General features: G+C 47.4%; 16 protein-coding genes. 9 read left to right on the top strand and 7 right to left on the bottom strand.

Annotated features, from left to right (window positions below; genetic code table 11):
• The first annotated feature begins 150 nt into the window (after nt 1-150).
• The 4 genes from BM292_RS05015 (at nt 151) to BM292_RS05000 (ending at nt 5,017) form a co-directional block, all read left to right on the top strand.
• Complete coding sequence (locus BM292_RS05015; protein ID WP_092855924.1) at nt 151-2,613, top strand: VolA/Pla-1 family phospholipase; 2,463 nt, start codon at nt 151-153, stop codon at nt 2,611-2,613.
• 62 nt (nt 2,614-2,675) lie between these two features.
• On the top strand, nt 2,676-3,674 hold the full coding sequence (gene sohB, locus BM292_RS05010; RefSeq protein WP_092855922.1) for a protease SohB: 999 nt from the start codon (nt 2,676-2,678) through the stop codon (nt 3,672-3,674).
• A 61-nt stretch (nt 3,675-3,735) separates the two neighbouring features.
• On the top strand, nt 3,736-4,311 hold the full coding sequence (smrA, locus tag BM292_RS05005) for a DNA endonuclease SmrA (protein WP_092855920.1): 576 nt from the start codon (nt 3,736-3,738) through the stop codon (nt 4,309-4,311).
• Nucleotides 4,312-4,324: 13 nt separating this feature from the next.
• The gene (locus BM292_RS05000; RefSeq protein ID WP_143434071.1) at nt 4,325-5,017 is read left to right on the top strand and encodes a hypothetical protein; all 693 of its coding nucleotides are present in this window, start codon (nt 4,325-4,327) and stop codon (nt 5,015-5,017) included.
• Nucleotides 5,018-5,117: 100 nt separating this feature from the next.
• Here the strand turns inward: BM292_RS05000 and BM292_RS04995 are convergent, their stop codons facing one another.
• Nucleotides 5,118-6,404 (bottom strand): dicarboxylate/amino acid:cation symporter, encoded by a 1,287-nt coding sequence (locus BM292_RS04995; RefSeq protein WP_092855910.1) that lies wholly within the window; start codon nt 6,402-6,404, stop codon nt 5,118-5,120.
• Between the two features lie 166 nt (nt 6,405-6,570).
• Between BM292_RS04995 and olsF the strand changes: the two genes are divergently transcribed.
• The gene (gene olsF / locus BM292_RS04990; protein WP_342742008.1) at nt 6,571-8,319 is read left to right on the top strand and encodes a bifunctional ornithine lipid synthase OlsF; all 1,749 of its coding nucleotides are present in this window, start codon (nt 6,571-6,573) and stop codon (nt 8,317-8,319) included.
• Between the two features lie 77 nt (nt 8,320-8,396).
• Here the strand turns inward: olsF and BM292_RS04985 are convergent, their stop codons facing one another.
• On the bottom strand, nt 8,397-8,993 hold the full coding sequence (locus BM292_RS04985; protein WP_092855908.1) for a Yip1 family protein: 597 nt from the start codon (nt 8,991-8,993) through the stop codon (nt 8,397-8,399).
• Between the two features lie 181 nt (nt 8,994-9,174).
• Here BM292_RS04985 and miaE point away from each other — a divergent pair, with 181 nt between their 5' ends.
• Complete coding sequence (miaE, locus tag BM292_RS04980; protein ID WP_092855904.1) at nt 9,175-9,948, top strand: tRNA isopentenyl-2-thiomethyl-A-37 hydroxylase MiaE; 774 nt, start codon at nt 9,175-9,177, stop codon at nt 9,946-9,948.
• Here miaE and lpxH read toward each other — a convergent pair.
• Nucleotides 9,925-10,659 carry a UDP-2,3-diacylglucosamine diphosphatase gene (lpxH, locus tag BM292_RS04975; RefSeq protein WP_092855902.1) on the bottom strand — a complete coding sequence of 245 codons (735 nt, stop codon included), beginning with the start codon at nt 10,657-10,659 and terminating at the stop codon, nt 9,925-9,927. The two genes, miaE and lpxH, sit on opposite strands and share 24 nt — an antisense overlap.
• Before the next feature lie 3 nt (nt 10,660-10,662).
• On the bottom strand, nt 10,663-11,160 hold the full coding sequence (locus BM292_RS04970; RefSeq protein WP_092855900.1) for a peptidylprolyl isomerase: 498 nt from the start codon (nt 11,158-11,160) through the stop codon (nt 10,663-10,665).
• A 145-nt stretch (nt 11,161-11,305) separates the two neighbouring features.
• On the opposite strand from BM292_RS04970, the gene cysS reads away from it, so the two are divergent.
• From cysS to BM292_RS04955, 3 genes are all read left to right on the top strand, one after another.
• Complete coding sequence (gene cysS, locus BM292_RS04965) at nt 11,306-12,688, top strand: cysteine--tRNA ligase (protein ID WP_092855898.1); 1,383 nt, start codon at nt 11,306-11,308, stop codon at nt 12,686-12,688.
• Between the two features lie 95 nt (nt 12,689-12,783).
• Nucleotides 12,784-14,316, top strand: coding sequence for a M17 family metallopeptidase (locus BM292_RS04960; protein ID WP_092855896.1), 1,533 nt, complete (start codon nt 12,784-12,786; stop codon nt 14,314-14,316).
• 30 nt (nt 14,317-14,346) lie between these two features.
• Nucleotides 14,347-15,207 (top strand): MBL fold metallo-hydrolase, encoded by an 861-nt coding sequence (locus BM292_RS04955; RefSeq protein WP_092855894.1) that lies wholly within the window; start codon nt 14,347-14,349, stop codon nt 15,205-15,207.
• 56 nt (nt 15,208-15,263) lie between these two features.
• Here the strand turns inward: BM292_RS04955 and BM292_RS04950 are convergent, their stop codons facing one another.
• The 3 genes from BM292_RS04950 to BM292_RS04940 form a co-directional block, all read right to left on the bottom strand.
• A complete protein-coding gene (locus BM292_RS04950; RefSeq protein ID WP_092855892.1) occupies nt 15,264-15,662 on the bottom strand; it encodes an acyl-CoA thioesterase in 399 nt (132 codons plus the stop codon).
• 54 nt (nt 15,663-15,716) lie between these two features.
• Nucleotides 15,717-18,017, bottom strand: a complete 2,301-nt coding sequence (locus tag BM292_RS04945; protein WP_092855890.1) for a S9 family peptidase — start codon at nt 18,015-18,017, stop codon at nt 15,717-15,719.
• A gap of 108 nt (nt 18,018-18,125) precedes the next feature.
• Nucleotides 18,126-20,270: a TonB-dependent receptor gene (locus tag BM292_RS04940; RefSeq protein ID WP_092855888.1), complete on the bottom strand. Its 2,145-nt coding sequence runs from the start codon at nt 20,268-20,270 to the stop codon at nt 18,126-18,128.
• Nucleotides 20,271-20,361 lie beyond the last annotated feature (91 nt).

The following is a 20,361-nucleotide window of genomic DNA, read 5'->3' as shown; positions in this document are numbered from 1 at the left end:
CTTTCAAGTTAAGCTCAGACAGTGTATAAAATTTTGTTAATTAAAACGTCTTGTCGTACCAGTTTAAAAAGGCGATGATAGGCAAAACGAATAACAGCATCCTGCAGGTGCTCAATACATAACAACACGAACAAGGATTGGGGAAGCCTCATGAAAAAACTCTTGCTTGTAACTGCCATCGGTAGCGCACTCAGCTTAGTTGGCTGTGGCAGCGGCGAAGATGCGCCAGAATCGGTAAAAGCCGAATATCAAGTCGCAGCAACTCGCGCAGTATTTGACCCATCAAATGGTCAGGTACCAGTACCGAGCAACATTCTTTTAAGTGGTACCGTTGACGGTACGCTTAACATCCCAGTGGCTGATCCGACGGACGGTGGCAACCCACAAGTTGCTATTAACGGTCTTGATGGCTGGGGAACGCATTCTACTTTAACGTTCAGCTTCTCGTTACCAGTTGATGAAAATGGTGACCAAGTCACGGTCGACTCAGCGTCACTTGAAGCGGCTGGTTCAGTTCGTGTATTCGAAACGATTATGGGTGGCAGTGATGTCAGTGAAGGCTGTGCCGCAGCGCCAAGCCCTGCGGTAACCTGTGCCGTAGCGGCAGAACTCGTGCACGGTCAAGACTTTATTGTACGTGCAACTGGCCCAAGTGGCGTTGCCGTTATCCCGTTGAAACCATTCAAAGCCAAAACAGGTTATTTAGCTGTTTTGACTGACAACATTCAAGATTCATTGGGGCGTTCAGTTAAGCCATCGCAAACCTATGGCTTGATGAAACGTCCAGTCAGTACTGAACCAGTATCATCAGATCCAGCGGCGCAAAGCTTGCAAGGTTTAATCAACAGCCATGAAGCTGCACTTGCGGCTGCGGGCGTTGATACAGAGACTGTCATTTACGCGTCAAGCTTTACCACGCAATCAACAGCTGATGCATTCCACATGGTGAAAACCATGATGGCAGCGCAGTTCTCTGCGACAGCTGCTTTGGGTACACCGTCACCATCACTTGGCGTTGCGCCACTTGGCTACAATGCTGCGCAAGCATTGGTGCAAGCGGGTGCATTGCCAAACGAGCCGACTAACCCTGCTTATGCAGTATCAAGCACTGCACAAGTTTATGGTGGTCAAGTGACTTTGCCATACTTCTCACCATTGCCAACCACAGAAAACCCAACAGCACCATTAAGTGGCCGCTGGATGGCGAAGTGTGACAGTGGTGTGTCGGTACTTGGTGCGATTCAAGCTGGTGCAATTGATCCGATGAATACTCCGTCGATTGACCCGACTTGGTTAAGCGGTGGTGCATCGACGTTTATTCCTGCTTGGGTACAAGCTTGTTTACAAGCAAGCACACCAGAAGCTGTGGCAGCAATGGACTTTCCAGGTGTTGACGAAGAACGCCACGTCACGAAGTACAACCCAGTACCTGCGGTACAGGGAAACGTAACAGTCAATGCGGTGATGACCGTGCCAGATTTGGCGACTGTGAACGCAGTTCGTGGTGCGCAAGGTCTTGACCCGATTACGATGCCTGCTGATGGCTGGCCAGTCGCGATCTTCCAACACGGTATTACTGCTTATAAAGAAACCGTATTATCGATGGCTGGTATGATGGCACTGAACGGCGTAGCCACTGTTGCGATTGACCATCCATTGCACGGTGACCGTGGTTTTGGCGCAATCAACGCAACTTCAGGTAAGGGTCCAGCGACGGCTTACATGAACTTAGGTAGTTTGCTAACCACGCGTGATAACCTGCGTCAGTCAGTTTCTGATTTACTTGGTTTACGTTTAAGCTTAAATGCGACCAACGCACCAATTGATGCGAGCCGCGTTTATTTCGCGGGTCATTCATTAGGTGCCATTGCTGGCACAGCATTTAGTGCTGTAGCAAACACGCCAATGACCGGTGCTCTTGAAGCTGCAACGCCATTGTTTGCGGTGAACGGTAGCTCGTTGATGGCGCCGGGTGGCAGCATTGCGAACTTCTTGTTGGCATCAAATAGTTTTGGTCCAGTGATTAAGAGCCAGTTGTTATATGCACAAAGTGCTGACTTCGCAGCTGCAGTGAATGCGACTGCTGAAGCGCAAGGTGTTGCGCCGACTGATCCAGCGTTCCAAGGTTTGTTGATTCAAGTATACGACCAATTCTGGGCGAGCTTGAGTGCAGCTGAGCAAGCGGGTATCAACTCGGTGTTTGAGCAGTTTGCTTTTGCCGCTCAGACTGTCGTTGATTCAGCTGACCCAATTAACTATGCGGCAACCGTTGTTGCAACCGAAACACCAATTCACTTAATTGAAGTGGTTGGTGATGGCGCGGAAAACTTACCAGATCAAGTTATTCCGAACGCCGTACAGGGTAAACCGTTGGCCGGTACCGAGCCGTTAATTGCTGCGCTTGGCCTAGAAGCGGTTTCAGAAATGCTGGTGACTGTTGATGGTACACCTGTATCTGGCGCGGTTCGCTTTACCGAAGGTAGCCATGGTTCAATTGTTGATCCATCAGCATCACCTGCGGCAACCCAAGAAATGCAAACGCAAACAGCGGTTTGGTTCAGCACAGATAACACCGTTATCCCTGTTCAAAACCCAGATGTTGTGCAACCATAAGCAACATCGACGCGAGAATAAAAAGGCCGCTTCGTCGGCCTTTTTTTATGGAGAAATGAAAAATGTGGGATGTAGCGCAAGAGTTAATAGTGTTTGTTTTTAAAGCCGCGATTATTGTGTTTGCGGTGATGTTAATTGTTGGCGTGATCAGCCAAGTGGCGCAACGGCAGAAAGGTCGAAAAGGCGAGTTGGTGGTTGATCGGTTATCGGATGATTTGCGCGACGGTGTGCATCGATTGAAGCTGGAATTGCTGGACAAAAAACACCGTAAAAAGGCACAGAAGGCGTTAAAACAACAACAAAAACAAGATAAAAACGCCGCACCACGCAAACGTATTTTTGTGATTGATTTCAAAGGCAGTATGGATGCTCATGAGGTTGACTCGCTGCGTCGTGAAGTGAATGCGATTGTCGCTGTCGCAGAGCCTAGCGAGCAAGTCATGGTGCGCCTAGAAAGCCCAGGTGGTGTGGTGCACGGATATGGCTTGGGCGCGGCGCAATTACAGCGTTTACGCGATGCGGATCTGGAGTTGATTGTCAGCGTAGACAAAGTTGCGGCAAGTGGTGGTTATATGATGGCTTCGGTTGCGAATCACATTCAGGCGGCGCCATTTGCCATTATTGGTTCGATTGGTGTGCTGGCGCAGCTACCGAACTTCCATCGTTGGTTAAAGAAACACGATGTTGATTTTGAGCAAGTAACAGCTGGCGAGTACAAGCGCACGTTAACGATGTTCGGTGAAAACACTGAAGACGGCAGACGTAAATTTAAGCAAGATCTCGAAAATATTCATGAACAATTTAAAGAACATATTCGTAAATATCGACCTGAGCTTGATTTTGAAAAGGTCGCCACTGGCGAGTACTGGACCGCACAAGAAGCTTTAAATTACGGTCTCGTTGATTCACTGACCACCAGCGATGCTTGGCTACTGGAGCGTCGTGAGAGCCATGATATGTTCTTAGTGCGTTACGTAGTGAAGAAAAATATTGGCGAGCGTGTTGGGCGTAACGTTTCAGCGGTGTTGTACGCAGTGAAGAACTTTTTAAGTAAAAATTAATCTTACGAGTAAGCGATTTAACAAAGTTGTGGTGTGAATTAAATTGAATGTGAGGGAAGCCATGAGCGATGATTTTGAGCTGTTTCGCCGTGAAATGACCGATGTGACACCACTTGCTGGCGAAGATGTTGCTGATATTCGCACGGCATTTACACCTACTCTCGCGCAAATAGAGCGTCGTAAGGCGGCAGAGCAACAACTTGAAGAAGATATTAACTTCTTATCCACCGAATATGTGGAACTGGTTGAGCCGCTGGATACACTCGCATTTCAGCGCGATGGTGTACAGCATGGTGTGTATAAAAGACTGCGACTTGGGCAGTACCCGATAGAAGCCAGTTTAAATTTACACCATCACAGTTTGCGTGAAGCTCGCGTAGCACTATTTGAGTTTATTCAAGACTGTCATCGCTCGGGTGTGCGTTCAGCGTTGATTATTCATGGTCAAGGTAAGCACTCCAAACCACATCCAGCTTTGATTAAAAGTTACGTGAATAAATGGCTGCGAGAACTCGAGCCAGTTATGGCGTTTCACAGTGCGCAGCGTCACCATGGCGGTAGCGGTGCGCTGTATGTCATGTTGCGTAAAAACGCGACGCAAAAGCAACTCAACCGAGAGCGTCATCAACGTCGCTGAGGAGTAGAAGGCAGTGAAGATTAGTCTAGGCACGATGATAGTCGCAACCATGTTGGCGATTGCAAGTACACCAACACTCGCTGATCAAACTATGTCGCAACGATTAGGTGATCTGCTAGAACAGCGTGCCGATAATTATCTCGAAGCTGATTTTTCGTATGGAAACCTAGAACTGATTACGTTGCTGGGCGAAGTGCGCGCTGAAGACATTCGATTGAGTACTCGAGAGACAGAATTAGACAAAGGTTTAAATGAGGTTCTGCGCGCTGAATCTATCGTCGTAGAAGGCGAATGGTTGGGGAGCACCAAGAATACATTAATTGTTGATGCAATTACTGCGAAAGATGCCCAACTCACGATTGCGTATTGGGACAAAGGCAAATCAAATATACACACGCTTTATGATGCAGCTATCAAGCAAACCAAGTTACAGCGCGTTTCGCAGCCTTTAATTTGGCAAATTAAACGTGCGCAGCTTGATAATGTGGTGCTGAATTTATTCGACCAAGGACAGCCTATTTTAAGTGTTCGCTTGGCTTCCTTGAAGCTTCCAGAAGCTACAGCAGACGATACTGCGGACACCTATATTGCGCGCTTATTGTGGCCGGTTTTGGAGCAAGTATTGGCGCAGGCGATGGCCGGAGATTCGGATACGGTGGTGGATTACGGGCGCTTGACGCAATTCATCTGGCGCGAAATCCGTTGAAAAGCAAGTGCGATATTAGCCATTAGATATTAGATATTAGGAAAAACACGAATGCATCGCTCTGATATCTAATATCCAACAGCTAATATCGTCTTTGTTGTTATAAGTTTCTTTCTTTTAAGTCGGCTTTGGCGTCGTTAAATACATCCTCATCCAACGCACCTTCACTTTTCGCAACAATCACCGACACCATCGCATCACCAGTTACGTTGACTGCAGTGCGCGTCATGTCTAGCAAACGGTCCACGCCAATGATTAAGCCGATACCTTCAACAGGTAAGCCAACCTGACCAAGCACCATCGCTAACATAATCATACCCACACCTGGCACACCAGCAGTGCCAACAGAGGCCAATGTTGCGGTAAGTACAACCATCAAGTAATCAGCGATAGACAGATCAACCAAGTAGACTTGGGCGATAAACACTGTTGCGACGCCTTGCATGATGGCGGTGCCGTCCATATTGATGGTCGCGCCTAATGGGACGGTAAAAGAACCAACACTGTTATGGACACCAAGGCGCTTAGTCACCGTTTCTAAAGTAACCGGCATGGTAGCGTTCGAGCTTGCGGTACTGAAACCGAAGATTTGCACTTCGCGCATTTTGCGCAAGAAAATAATCGGATTCATGCCGGCTAGGCCTTTTAAAATAATCGGATAAGTCACCAACGCATGAACGATGAGCACGAATAGCACGAGCAAGAAGTATTTACCGAGGCTGAAAATGGTTTCAAATGAAGTTTCTGAAAACAGTTTCGCCATTAAGGCAAACACACCATAAGGTGCAATGTTCATCAAAATAATAACCAGCTTCATGATGACTTCGTTGAAATCATCGAATAAGGTTTTAATCCGCTCACCGGGTTTACCAACCAATGCCATTGCAATACCGAACAACAGGGCAAATACGATGATTTGGAGCATGTTGCCATTCGCAAAAGCATTGAATGGATTGGTCGGGAATAAGTCGATAATCACCTGAGCAAGAGAAGGGGCTTGAGTAGGTTCATACGTCGCATCGGTAGCTAATTCAATGCCGGTTCCGGGCTGTACCAAAACGGCCATGGCAATAGCAAAGGTAATCGCAATCGCGGTGGTAATCAGATATAACCCGACTGATTTGCCGCCAAGTCGACCAAGTTTACTCGGGTCACTCAATGAGCATGTGCCCACGACTAAAGATACAAAAACCAATGGCACAACTAACATTTGTAGCGACGAAATGAAAATTTGGCCAACGACGTAGAATAAGCCTTTAGTTAGATAACCTTCTACTAGCGTGCTATCTGGAAAAATTGCTTTAAGTAAAATGCCAACAGCAATACCGGCAAACATACCGATAACAATGCGGCTCGTGAGACTGAGCTTCTTTTTGTTTTCTGACATAAACATTCCTTTCGATCACGTCGTGATGGACGGTGACGTGCACGTAAACAATTGAGATCGGCTCAAGACTACCAGAATTCTTATTTAAACAGTAGCACTGTGCGGTTGACTGTCATTGAATTGCCATGAAATTGCCAATCAACTGTCATCAAGGCGACCTAAGCTGATGCCTATATATGGCAACGAGAGATTGGCGATGATAGAAGTCGAGCAACTACTCAATAAGAATTTACCGACCTTGAATAACCACCAACTTTTGCACAAATCTGCGTTGTGGGTATTAAGAGGACTGTTATGCGAGCGCGAAATCAAGCGCTTTGCTGAAGCCTATCCGAATCTTCATGGCATCGAGTTCATTGAGCATGTGCTCGATTTTTTCAAATTCAGTTTTACCGCGCGCGATAGTGAATTAGATAATATCCCAACCGAAGGCCGGTTGATTATCGTTGCCAATCATCCAATTGGATCGCTGGATGGGCTTGCTTTATTGAAGCTGGTCAGCGGCGTACGCAGCGACGTTAAAATTCTTGCGAATGATTTATTGCAGGCAATTGAGCCTTTGCATGAGTTACTCATTCCTGTACCGGTGTTTAAAACCCGTGGAAATGCGGTGCGCAGCGAGCCGCTCAAACGCTTATATAAGCATTTGGAGGGTGAAGGCGCATTGATTGTTTTCCCTGCTGGCGAGGTGTCACGATTGCGACCACAAGGTGTGCGCGATCACCACTGGCACACGGGATTTTTAAAAATGGCATTACGAGCACAAGCACCAGTTCTGCCAATCCATGTGAAAGCGCACAATTCAGCCTGGTTTTACGGTGCATCAATGCTTTACAAGCCGCTAGCGACTTTACTGCTGGTTCAAGAAATGTTTCGGCAGCAACGTGGTCACATCGATTTTCGAATTGGCGAGTTGGTGCCGCTGAAATCATTCAATGTTGAGCAGTTGACGTTAACGCAACGCGCCAAGATGTTCCGCCGCCATGTGTATCGTTTGGGCCAGAACAAAAGCGGTATCTTGAAAACCCAGCGCCCGATTGCTCGCGCTGAATCCCGCCAAGCACTTAAAAAAGCCGTGGAGGATTGCGAGCGTTTAGGTAGCACACAAGACGGCAAGCACATTTATTTATATCGTTACGACGGGAATTCGCCAATTCTGCGCGAGATAGGTCGGCTGCGAGAAATCGCCTTTCGTGCGGTTGAAGAAGGCACCGGGCGCCGTCGTGATCTGGATAATTATGATACGTGGTACACCCAGCTCATCCTGTGGGACGCTGAGGATTTGGAGATTGCTGGTGCATATCGGTTAGGTGACGCACAACAGATTGTCGCCGAACGTGGATTAGCTGGATTATATAGTCATTCGTTGTTTGCGTATCATCCGCAGCGAATGCAGGATTTTGTCACTCAAGGTTTGGAGCTTGGACGCAGCTTTGTGCAGCCAAAGTACTGGGGGAAACGCAGTTTAGATTATCTTTGGCAAGGCATTGGTGCATTACTGCAACAGCATCCTCAGTATCGCTATTTGTTTGGTCCGGTAACCATGAGTGCCAGTTTGCCCAGTGTTGCGCAAGATGCATTGGTGCAGTTTTTTGGTGATCATTTTCCCGATCCCGATCAGTTAGCGCAAGCACGGACGCCATTTATGCCAAATAGTCGACCATTACCTGACATCAGTGATGATTACGCGGATGACTTGGTTCATCTGAAGCACTTTTTGGCGCATCAAGGTGCCGCGATACCAACGCTTTATAAGCAATATGCGGATTTATGCGATAAAGGCGGCGTGAGGTTTTTAGGATTCAACGTTGATGCTGATTTTGCCAATGCAGTAGATGGTTTAGTGATGGTTGATATACAGCGTTTGAAGGCACAAAAACGTAAACGCTATTTAGGCAATGAGTTGGCCGAGTAGGTCAATTACCATCGTAGACAATATAAAAAGCCCAGCTTGGCTGCTAGGCTTTTTAGTGTTTGTTAGCTGTGCAAGTGTTACATGTATTCTGGGCCGAAACCATTGGTCCAAATAATGGCTGAGGCTACCATCAGCACAACCATCATGATTAAACCTGCAGTGACAACCGAAGATGAGTACATGAATCCGCGCTCTTCTGGGATATGCATTAATATAGGAACGCCTGAATACAGTAAGTACACCGAATAAGCGACACCAGCTAAAAATACCATAGTGACGAACCATAATTCTGGGTACAATGCCGCGACACCAGACATGATAACGGGCGTTGCTGTGTAAGCCGCTAATTCAACCGACTGCGTGAAGGTTGGCGCTGCACCGAAGGTTTTCGCCATCCAATGAATCAGATAAGCCAATGCAAAGGTTGCCGCGATAATACCGGCGTACATAGCGACAGCCATCATGGTTGCACTACTTTGGGTTAAAAACGTCACTTCGCGCGCACCGATGCTCCAACCAATGTGAGCAGATGCGTAATAAGCCGCTGCACAAGGTAACAGTGCGATAATAAGAATGTGGCTTAAAGCAAAACTCATGCTTTCGTGACGTTGATCAATGGATTTCCATTCATCGACAGGATGAGCGTAGAGACCCCAAATGTGGTTTAAAATCATGACATACCTCAACTTCTGTTGTTGTCTGTGTTTACTGTTATTATTGTTGTTGACGCTTTTTTGTGCGCCTTGCATTCAATATTGGTCGGTTTTTCAACATAGTCAAGCCATTTTGGATAGAATAACCATATTTATTTTGTGTGATTAAATTTTAACCAATCGCTGTAAAAGAGAGCTTATTGTGGAGTCGTTGCTACAACCCATTCGTCAATTTTTGCATTGTGACACGCCGAAGGCTTGGATTGAAGCTGCATGCAAACCAGAAAATTTACCAGCGCTGCTAATTGATCATCTCGTTTGTGAGTTGAAGGCGGCGCAGTCGGCGATGCTGCTTATTCGTCGATATGCGGTGGATACCGCAAGTGGTGATGCGTTACTCGCTTGGTTGAAGCCGTATGAGGACTTTACTTATCGTATGCAAGGTGATTGGCGCCAGCTTGCTGATCACGAGCGTTTAACCAAAGCCATGTTACCCAAGCGGGAATCGCCATATAGCCAAGAGTTAATCGACAAAATGGTGCTCCTCATTAAAGAAGAACTGCATCATTTTTATCAGGTTTTGGAAATCATGGATGAGCTTGGTATTCCTTATGAAAACATCTCGTCCAGTAGGTATGCGCGGGGCATGTTACGGCATGTGCGGACTCATGAACCGGCAACGCTTATCGATAAACTGATTTGTGGAGCCTATATTGAAGCACGTTCCTGCGAGCGCTTTGCCGCGCTAGCACCACATGTCGATGCGCGGTTGTCTCGGTTTTATGTCAGCTTGTTGCGTTCTGAAGCGCGCCACTTTGAGGATTATTTAACCTTGGCAGAACAAATCGCTGGGCATTCTATTAGCGAGCGCGTGCAGTTTTTCGGTGAAATTGAAGCACAACTGATCAAAGCACCTGACACCGAGTTTCGGTTTCATAGCGGTGTTGTTGAATCAGTTGAAACTGTCGGAAATTAATTCTCTTCCGCTAGCTGTCACTTTCAGAAAGCTCCCTTGCGTGTACCAGTCGCCAAGTACGATGCGCTCTGCTGTCTCGCCATTGGGTAAACGGTGTTGGTGAATTGCAGGGCGATGGGTATGACCGTGAATCATGCATTGCACATCATATTGAATAAACTGTTCGCGCACAGCGTGTTCATTGGCATCCATTATCTTAAGTTGTTGCTCAGATAACGGTTGTTGCGTTTTGCTTGCGGCACGTAACTTGTTAGCGATACGCATACGCAACGACAATGGTAAGGCGAGCAGAAGTTTTTGTAGCCAGCGTTGGCGGATAATCTTCCGAAAGCGCTGATAACTGATATCGTCGGTGCACAAGGTATCACCGTGCAGAATCAGGGTAGGGGTGTCATATAAATCAATCACGCTGGGTTCGTCGAGTAATTGAACGCCGGTGATTTGCGCAAAGCGTTGGCCAATCAGAAAATCGCGATTGCCGGCAATAAAATACACCGGAACACCGCTATCCGTAAATTGCCGCAATGCAGCTTGCACTGCGGCAACAAAATCACTGGTATCATCATCGCCAATCCACGCATCAAACAAATCACCAAGAATATATAAGGCGTCTGCGTGTTGTGCTTGGCTTTGCAAAAAGCGCTGAAAAAGCCCGGCGATATCCGGCCGAGCTGGGCTTAAATGCAAATCAGAGATGAACCAAGTCGTCATAGATTACTCGCTGATTGTTGCGCTCTTAATGACCACATCATCAACAGGTACGTCTTGGTGAAAACCAGCATGACTGGTGCGAACAGCTTCAATCGCAGTCACTACATCCATCCCTTCGACAACTTCTGCGAACACGCAATAACCCCAACCGCCCATGCTTTCGTTTTTAAAGTTAAGAAAGTCATTGTCAGCAACGTTAATAAAGAACTGCGCGGTAGCTGAATGAGGGTCTTGTGTACGCGCCATCGCAACGGTGCCACGGTTGTTTTTCAAACCATTATTCGCTTCGTTTTCTACAGGTTCGTGAGTTGGCTTTTGCACCATTTCTAGATTGAAGCCACCACCTTGAATCATGAAGCCACGAATCACACGGTGGAACAGAGTATTTGTATAAAAACCTTCGCGCACATAACTTAGGAAGTTTTCAACCGTCTTTGGCGCTTCTTCAGCAAATAGCTTTAACGTGATATCGCCGTGATTGGTGTGTAGGGTAACCTGCATTGAGGGAGCTCCATATTAAGTAATGTTGTTTACAGATTTAACTGGTGCAGTAGTTTAGCATTGTTTGTGGCGATGGCGCACCTTGCGTTATTATGTCAGTCTATTTTAAAAGTGTGGTCATGCAGTGAGACAGGAGCAACCGTGCATGTTGAAAGTTTTTAATACGTTAACCCGCCAAAAAGAAGAATTTAAACCAATTACGCCAGGTGAAGTAAAGCTCTATGTGTGCGGGGTAACTATTTACGATTACTGTCACATTGGTCACGCTCGTACCTATGTCGCGTTTGACGTTGTGGTGCGCTATTTGCGTTCACGCGGTTATCAAGTGAAATATGTTCGTAACATTACCGACGTTGATGACAAGATTATTCGCCGTGCAGCGGAAAATAACGAAGGGATTGATGCAGTAACGCAACGGTTTACGCAAGCCATGCATGACGATTTTGATGCGCTCAATTTGGTGCGTCCTGATGTGGAACCAACCGTAACCGGGCATATGGGCGACATTATTGCGATGATTGAAACACTTATCGCAAATGGTAATGCTTATGTTGCCAACGATGGTGACGTGCTGTTTGATGTCAGTACGTTTAATGCGTATGGCAAATTAAGTCGACAAAACCTAGAGCAATTGCAAGCTGGCGCTCGTGTTGATGTTGCAGATAACAAACACGATCCACTCGATTTTGTGTTGTGGAAACAAGCGAAAGCGGGTGAGCCGAGTTGGCCATCGCCGTGGGGCGAGGGTCGCCCGGGATGGCACATTGAGTGTTCAGCGATGAACAAGCGGCACCTTGGCGAAAACTTTGATATTCATGGTGGTGGTTCTGATTTGATATTCCCGCATCATGAAAACGAAGTGGCGCAAAGCTGTTGCGCAAATCATAGTGATTATGTGAATTATTGGATGCACAGCGGGATGGTGCAAGTAGATGAAGTGAAGATGTCGAAATCGTTAGGCAACTTCTTCACCATTCGCGATGTGCTGGCGCAATATGATGCTGAAACGGTGCGCTACTTTTTAATTTCAAGTCACTACCGTTCGCAATTGAACTATTCTAAAGACAATCTAGAGCAGGCGCGGTCAGGATTAGAGCGTTTATATACTGCGTTACGTGATGCACCAGAATCGACTGTTGATCCAGCCTTAACGGCATCTCAAATTGAGCGTTTTAACGCCGCAATGGATGACGATTTTAACGTGCCAGAGGCACTATCAGTGCTGTTTGAATTAGCACGTGAAGTGAATCGTACGGTAGCAACGGAGCCACAAAGGGCTGGCGCGTATGCGGCGCAATTGCGCGAGTTTGGTCATTTGCTTGGATTACTGGAGCAGGAACCAGAAGCGTTTTTGCAAGGCGGCGGAGATGATGCTGAGGTTGCTAAAATTGAAGCATTGATTGTGGAACGCAATGATGCGCGTGCGGCCAAAGATTGGGGGCGCGCAGATGCGGCGCGTGATGCGTTAAAGGCAATGAATATTGAATTAGAAGATGGTCCATCCGGCACCAAGTGGCGCCGTATCTAGGACAAAGCGTTACTCGTTATTCGTGCGCTGCGCTGTTCGTCCGTGCTGCGCACTCTTCGAGTAACGAATAACGAACAACGAACAACGAGGTTATTATGGCATTTCCAACGGTACAAGTATTTGAGAGCTACGCGGATACGGCTGGTCGCGAATTTGATGCAGTTATTTTACTGGGTGATTTTGCACAGACTGTGCCAGATGATTTCAGTGAGTACGTTGCACAAGCGCAGCAATTTGATGCGCGCGTTGGTAAGCAAGCGTTATTAGTGCCTGCAGATGTTGCGGGTGGCCGTTTGATTACTGCGCCAACTGGGCCGTTAACGCGCGATTATGATGATGTCCGTAATATTAGCGATGCAGCTGGAGCTGCAGCACGCATTGCTCAGCAAGCGGGTGTAACCAAACCTCTGCTTATTGTGTTTGGGGTGCCAAGCGAAGCGCGGTACGGTCAAGCTGAAGCGGTTGCTTATTGGGGCTTGTGCCAGGCGTTATATGAACCGCTTGAAGCACGTGAGCATCTTGGCGAAGAAACCATTGAAACCGTAACGGCAGTCGGTGTGGTCGGCGCGTTAGATGAAACTTGGTTGCAAGCCGTTGAAGCCGGTAAGCGGGTGGCGCGTGATCTCGCAGGCACAGAACCAGAACGAATGGCGCCACCACGATTTGCAGAATATTGCCAGCAGGCATTTGCCCATTCTCCCGTTCGGGTGACGGTGATTGACGATGTGCAACAGTTGCAGCATGAATATCCTTTGCTGATGGCAGTTGCACGGGCTTCATTAGGCGTCGAACGTCATCAACCATGTGTCGTGCGACTTGAATACAAGGCTCCAGCGGCGGAGCAAACCTTGATGTTTGCAGGTAAAGGTATTGTCTATGACACCGGTGGTGCAGATGTGAAAACTGGCGGTCACATGGCTGGTATGAGTCGCGATAAAGGCGGCGCAGCAGGTGTTGCTGGTTTCGTCAAAACTGTGGCCGAAATGCGCCCAGAAACCTTAAATGTAGTGGCTGAACTTGGTGTGGTTCGCAACAGCATTGGCGCTGATGCGTTTGTCGCAGATGAGATTATCACGGCTCACAGCGGCGTGCGTGTGCGTATCGGTAATACTGATGCTGAAGGCCGTTTGGTTTTAGCTGATTTGTTATCGCACTTGCGTGAGGAAGCGCCTGATTATCCGCGCCCACAAATCTTTAGTGTAGCCACGTTAACTGGTCATGCGGCGCTGGCGAAAGGCCCATATACCGCATTGATCCCGAACGGACCTGCGCGCGTAAATGAGGTGACAGAAAAACTATGGGAAGCAGGCGAAGTGTACGGCGACCCAACGGAAATTTCATGGTCACGACGTGAAGATTATGATTTTGTGCGTCCGCGCACCAAAGCGGATGACACGTTATCAAGTAATAATGGACCTTCAGCAACAACGAAGCGCGGACATCAGTTCCCGATGGCATTTTTAGCAATCGCTTCTGGACTTGATAAGCACGGTACCGACAGTCAGCAACCATTGCCATATGTGCATGTTGACATTGCTGGTAGCGGTGTCGAGGGCGGTGATTGGCAGCATGGTAAGCCAACTGCAGCCCCTGTCACTTGTTTTGCTGGATGTTATTTACATCAGTAACTCAGGCATTTTATGAATGGGAGATTCTCAATGCGTGGTTTGAAACTTGGATTTTTAAGCGCAGTATTGTGGTTGACAGCAACAACCGCTCAAGCTCAGTCAAACATGGAGAACGTAGAAATTAAAGCCACTCAGTTAAGTGAGAGGGTTTACATGTTGACTGGTATGGGCGGCAATATTGGCGTGTACGTCGGAGACGACGGCGTGGTGATGATTGATGCGCAATATAAAGGCTTGGCTGAGAAGATTTCAGCGGCCATTGCGGAAATTTCAAATCAACCTATTCGTACCTTGGTCAATACGCACTTTCATGGCGACCACACCGATGGTAACGCTGCGTTTGCGAAACAAGGCGTTAAAGTTGTTGCACACGAAAATGTCAAAACACGTTTAGCAGCGAATGAAAAATTTGACCAAGCGGGTCTGCCGACGATTACTTTTGATAACGCGTTAGAAGTGAAAACTGGTGGTACCGCAGTTAGCTTGAAGCACTATCCGAATGGCCACACCGATGGTGATGTGGTGGTTTGGTTTCCAAGCAGTAACGTGATTCATGCTGGCGACCTATTTTTCGTTGACCGTTTTCCGTTTATCGATTTGAACTCTGGCGGTAACGTACAAGGTTATATCGATAACGTGCGTGCGGTGATTGCCGAGATTGATGGCGACACACAAATTATTCCGGGTCATGGTGCGCTGTCGAAGCGCAGCGACTGGTTGCGTTTGGTACAAATGATTGAAGCGACACGCGAAGAAGTCATGACCATGAAAGAGCAGGGCTTAAGCGAGGATCATGCGGTTGCGAAAGGCCTGAGCGAGCAGTGGGCTGATTGGTCTTGGAGCTTCATTAACGAAGAGCGTTGGATACGTACGCTGTACAAGTCAGTGTAATGTCCGGATGAAAAGAAAAAGCCGCAGATTCTGCGGCTTTTTTGTTGCGTAAAATTTTACGCTGGCGTTTCGATTGGCAGAGCGTCGAGCTCAGCTTTGGTTTTGCCGTGCGGCTGTGGCGTACGTGTTTCTGGATCGATATGCACGAAGACGATGTCATCAGCGACACAAATGTTTTGTTTTGTCTGCTTGTTTCGCACCACACAGGTCAGCGTCACTGAGGTCTTACCCACTTTCTTCACACCCAAACCAAACTCAACCACATCACCTTGGTAAGCCGAAGTTTCAAAGGCAATTGCACCGATGTGTTTGGTGACTAAGCTTTTTGCGTCAAGTTGGCAGGCGGCAAAGATATATGCTTCTTCGTCAATCCATTCAAGAATACGGCCACCAAATAATGAGCCGGCAAAGTTGAGATCGTTGGGCATGACGAGGCGACGAGATAAAAAGCGCATCAGTGTTCACTCCTTGTGGGTTTAGATGCGCCTAGTATAACGTATTCACGAAACTTATCGTAAGTGCCGATTAAAAAACTCCGTAATCAACTGGTAACGGTGAATACTTGCCTCGCGACCACGAATACCGTGGGCTTTACCCGGATATGCCATCATTTCGAAAGGAATCATCGATTGTTGCAATCGGTGCGTAAGCATGGCTGTGTGAGTAAATAGGACATTATCGTCAGCCATGCCATGATAAATCAGCAATGGCTGCTTCAGCTCGTCGGCATATGTGAGAACGTTTGCTTGGCGATATCCCTCAGGGTTATCTTGTGGCGTACCCATATAGCGTTCGGTGTAATGCGTATCATACAACGCCCAATCGGTGACTGGCGCTCCTGCTACGGCGGCTGAAAATAACTCCGGTGCGCGCATGATTAAATGCAGGGCCATATAACCACCGTAGCTGTGGCCAAATACGCCAACCCGGTTCGCATTAACATAAGGTTGCTGCGACAGCCATTGCGCCCCAAGTTTTTGGTCAGAAACCTCTAGCTCGCTTAATTGGCGATAAATACCGCTCTCAAATTGACGACCACGATTGCCACTGCCGCGGTTATCGAGTTTAAATACCACGTAGCCTTGTTGCACAAGGTATTGGGTAAAATAATCGCCCCAGCTATTGGTCACGCGTTGTGCTCGCGGACCGCCATAAACCATCACAATCGCTGGATGATTTTGATTATCCGCAATTTGCGCCGGTTTATTGATTTGGTAGTACAAACGTTGTCCGTCTGCAGCTTCCAAATAGCCATAATCGGGATAGCTCCATGTAGCTAAATAAGGACTCAATGGGTGATCTTGATTGAGACGATTTTCATGGAGCCATGTAATGCGTTCGCCAGTAGGGCCATGTAAGCTCACTTGCGGTGGTTGACGGCTACTTGAAAAGTAATCGATATAGCTGCGCCCGTCGGCGGCAAACACAACATCATGCATACCTGCGCGAGTGCTAAGCTGACTTGGTTGTCCCGGCGAGCTATTGTTTAGGTTGGCGCGATACAGGTGACGCTCTAACGGTGTTTCTTTGCGACCGGTGAAATAAATCACACCGGTTATCTCGTCCACATGAGCCAACGCGTCAACCATCCAATCGCCGCTGGTTAACTGACGAATGAGGCTGCCATCGGTTCGGTACAGGTATAGGTGTTTAAACCCGCTACGCTCCGAAGCCCAGATAAAATAGCGGCTATCACTTAAAAAATGGAGGTCGTCATTGAGGTTAATCCAAGTCGCGCTGGTTTCCTCGAGAATTGGCTTAGCCGTTTTATCGGCTAGTGCGTACAAAAATAGCGTCAGTTTATTTTGACTACGATTCTGCCATTGGTAACTTAAGCTGTTGCTGTTTGGCAACCATTGAACTCGCGCAAGATAGCCAGTTTTACCATGTTGCTTGGCTAGGTTTAACCAATGAATATTAATCGGTTTGCGAGCTATTTCCGCGTCATCGTTCGGCTGAATGATTTCGTTGACCGCGATCCAACCGAGGTCGATGTCGACATTAGATTCGCCCGCTGCCGGATAATGTTGTTCAACAAGCTCAGTGCGCTCCGCATAAACATCAACGCGCTGTTGTATGGCAACTGGTGCTAAATCAATTCTAGTTAAAGCAATACGCTGTTCATCAGGGCTCCACCAGTAACCGGTCATGCGCTTCATTTCTTCTTGAGCGACGAATTCAGCTGTTGCGAATTGCTCCGTCGCCGTTTGTCGGTGGGTCAGTTGATAGGTTTTGCCCGATTGCCGCGCAATGATGTACAAATTGTAGTCATGTACGTAACTTATGAAATTTCCCTGCGGCGAGAAACGCGGATCCGTTGCAAAAATATCGCCGCGAGTTAATTGGGAGACTTTTTGACTGGCGATATCAAATAAATAAAGCTCGCCGTTAAGCGGAAACAACAGCGCATCGCCGTTTGGTGACCATTGATAATCGACAATCCCGCTTGAGCTAATGCGCAGACGCTCGCGACGAGCTTTTTCTTCTGCTGACAATTGCTGCTTGGGGTCAAGTAAATCAGCAGCTTTGACGATGATTTTAGATTTATTCTCGCGTACGTCGTAAAGCCACAGGTCTTGTACGTTAGGGCTGGCAGTTGATCCTGCAAGGTAGCTAACTTGTTGACCAGAAGGCGCAAACTTTATTTGTTGTGGGGCTTGGGTGGTTAGGTTTGGTGCTGAAAAGATACGCTCAATTGAGAGCGGTTCCGCTTGTTGCACAGCATTTTGCGGTAATGGTTTTGCGATAACCGATGCACTTAAAAAAGTGCAAAGCACGAATAAATTTTGCAGTACACGAGTACAACGCATTGCGACTTAGCCTTGATCATTGAAAAAACTCTTTTAGTTTATCAAAGCTAAGCGCAATACTTATTGCACTGCGATAAAGCGCACGGTCAGTGCGCTAGAATTCACCGCCTAGAATTCACCACGTAGACCAATGCTGAAATTACGACCACGCATTGGTGCATCTTCTTTTAAAAACGAAGAATGAACGTAACCGAGTTCATCGGTGAGGTTATCCGCTTTGAAATATAAGCTGATATTGTGTGCCGTGAGTGCGCGTGGAAACCAATTAAGCTGCGCGTTGAGTAAACCAAAGCTGTCGGTGATTTCTTCTGTTGGTGCGACATAGGTTTGCTTGTTGTACCAAGTATAACCAAGCTTCGTCTCCCAGTTAGCGGCGATGTATCGGAGTTCAGTACCGATGCGCTGAGCTGGTATACGGGGCAGATTCTCACCGCCATCACGAACTTTGGCTCGCACGTAGTCACTGAAACCGTGGAGTTGCCACTGGCGATTAAACTCATAATAAGCGCTCAGCTCGTAGCCATAGAGATCAACATCACGCTGCACATAACTAATAACCGGCAGGCCATCACTGTGATCATGTGCATTATCATGGCTATCCATATGCTCGCCCTCATGTTCGAGTTCGAGATCAGCACTATTAATCCCAGTAAATGCGCCGTACACGAAGTCGTTTACGCGATTATAAAATACGTTCCAATCCATATGAAACTGGCTGTAATCAAGATGTAAGCCAACATCAATATTATTTGAAAGTTCCACTTCAGGCATGACTTCGGCCGCTTCGACATGATAAACGTGCTCGGCTTCTTCATGCACGCTGTAAGCTAAACCAATCTCATAGGTTTGTGTCGCGAGGTGCGCACCATTTGAAAGTATTTCATTGGCTGACGGTGCGCGCTGCGCATGGCTTAAATTCGTGGATATTTGCATACCGTCGGCGAACGGGTAAGTAAAACCAACCGAGGCGGACACCGGAGTAAATGAATAATCATTGACTTGCACATCTTCAACACGTGTTCCTAATTGCCAGTTGAGGCCATCGAAGTCGCGTTCGAGTAACCAAAACAGGCCATGTTTAGTAGTATCTGAATTTGGTGTATACGCTTCTTCACCAAATGCTTCTTGTGCTTGTTCAAAGTAGTGATAACCAAATGCGCCTTGCCAGCCTAATATTGCTGTGTGATTTGCGGTTAAGCGCAGTTCGTGAAGGTTATTGGTAAAAGTAGTGCTTGGTACAGCATCTTCAATTTCTTGATGTTGATAATCAGTAAAGCCATAACGCAATTCAACCCGTTCAATATTATTGAATGGATTCAACCATCCACCGTGAATTTGAATACGGTTTTGCCACATATCAGCATAAGGGCCCGCTTCATTGTGCTCTTCGGTTGTGGCTGTTTCGTCATGCTCATCTTCAGCATGACCATGGGCGTGGCCCGGAATACCATATTGTTGCTCTAAACGGCCGTAAGAGGCACCTAAATAGCCTGTGTCAAAAATGTAACTGATACCAACATTAGCACCTTGCGCATCAATAAAACTGTTTTCGATTTCATCAACGGTTTCACCTTCATCATTGATGAACTCAGGTACTTGGTAATCATTGCTCCGGCGCTTAAACGCATCGAAATGCCATACGGTGTTTTTGTGGTCACCGGTAAGGCCGACGGTGGCTTCACGCAAGTTACTTGCGCTATCAAACTTGGTTCCATAAAAACCGCTATGGCCGCCGGTTAATTCTTGTGCAATGCGGTTATCGACGACGTTGACGACCCCACCGATAGCGCCAGACCCATAGAGCAAGGTGGCTGGGCCACGGAAGATTTCGATCTGTTCGGCGACAGAGGTTTCAGTGGTAACTGCGTGGTCAGGGGAGCCACGTGAAACATCGCCACTATCAAGTCCATTTTGGGTGATTTTTACGCGTGGGCCATCCAAGCCTCGAATAATTGGGCTACTGGCAACGCCGGCGAAGTGTGTGGCATTGACTCCGGGCTCTTGCGCGAGAGTTTCGCCAAGCGTATGGGCGTGGTGTTCACGCAACTCATCGCCCGAAACCACCGAGATCGGTTGCGATGACTCTAAAGCCGTTTTATTCAGCGGGCTTGCGGTAACGACAATGACTTCCGTATCTTCGTGTTGGTGAGCTTCTTGCTCGACCTGTTGCGCCATTGTGGCAGTACTGGCTGAAATACTGACAAAACTTGTTACGAATAATGCCAATGGGCTTTTACGAAACTGCGATACCATACGGTGGACTCTCCGATAAAAGGCTTTATGTAATGTTATAATGTAACATTACAATAAGTTTTATCTTGTCGCAAGCGCTAGTATGAGCGGC

Origin of the sequence: Pseudidiomarina tainanensis (genome assembly GCF_900115255.1) — a bacterium.
GTDB classification, from domain to species: domain Bacteria; phylum Pseudomonadota; class Gammaproteobacteria; order Enterobacterales; family Alteromonadaceae; genus Pseudidiomarina; species Pseudidiomarina tainanensis.
Note: the sequence above shows the minus strand (reverse complement) of the source record. Positions and strands in the feature narration are given on the sequence as shown.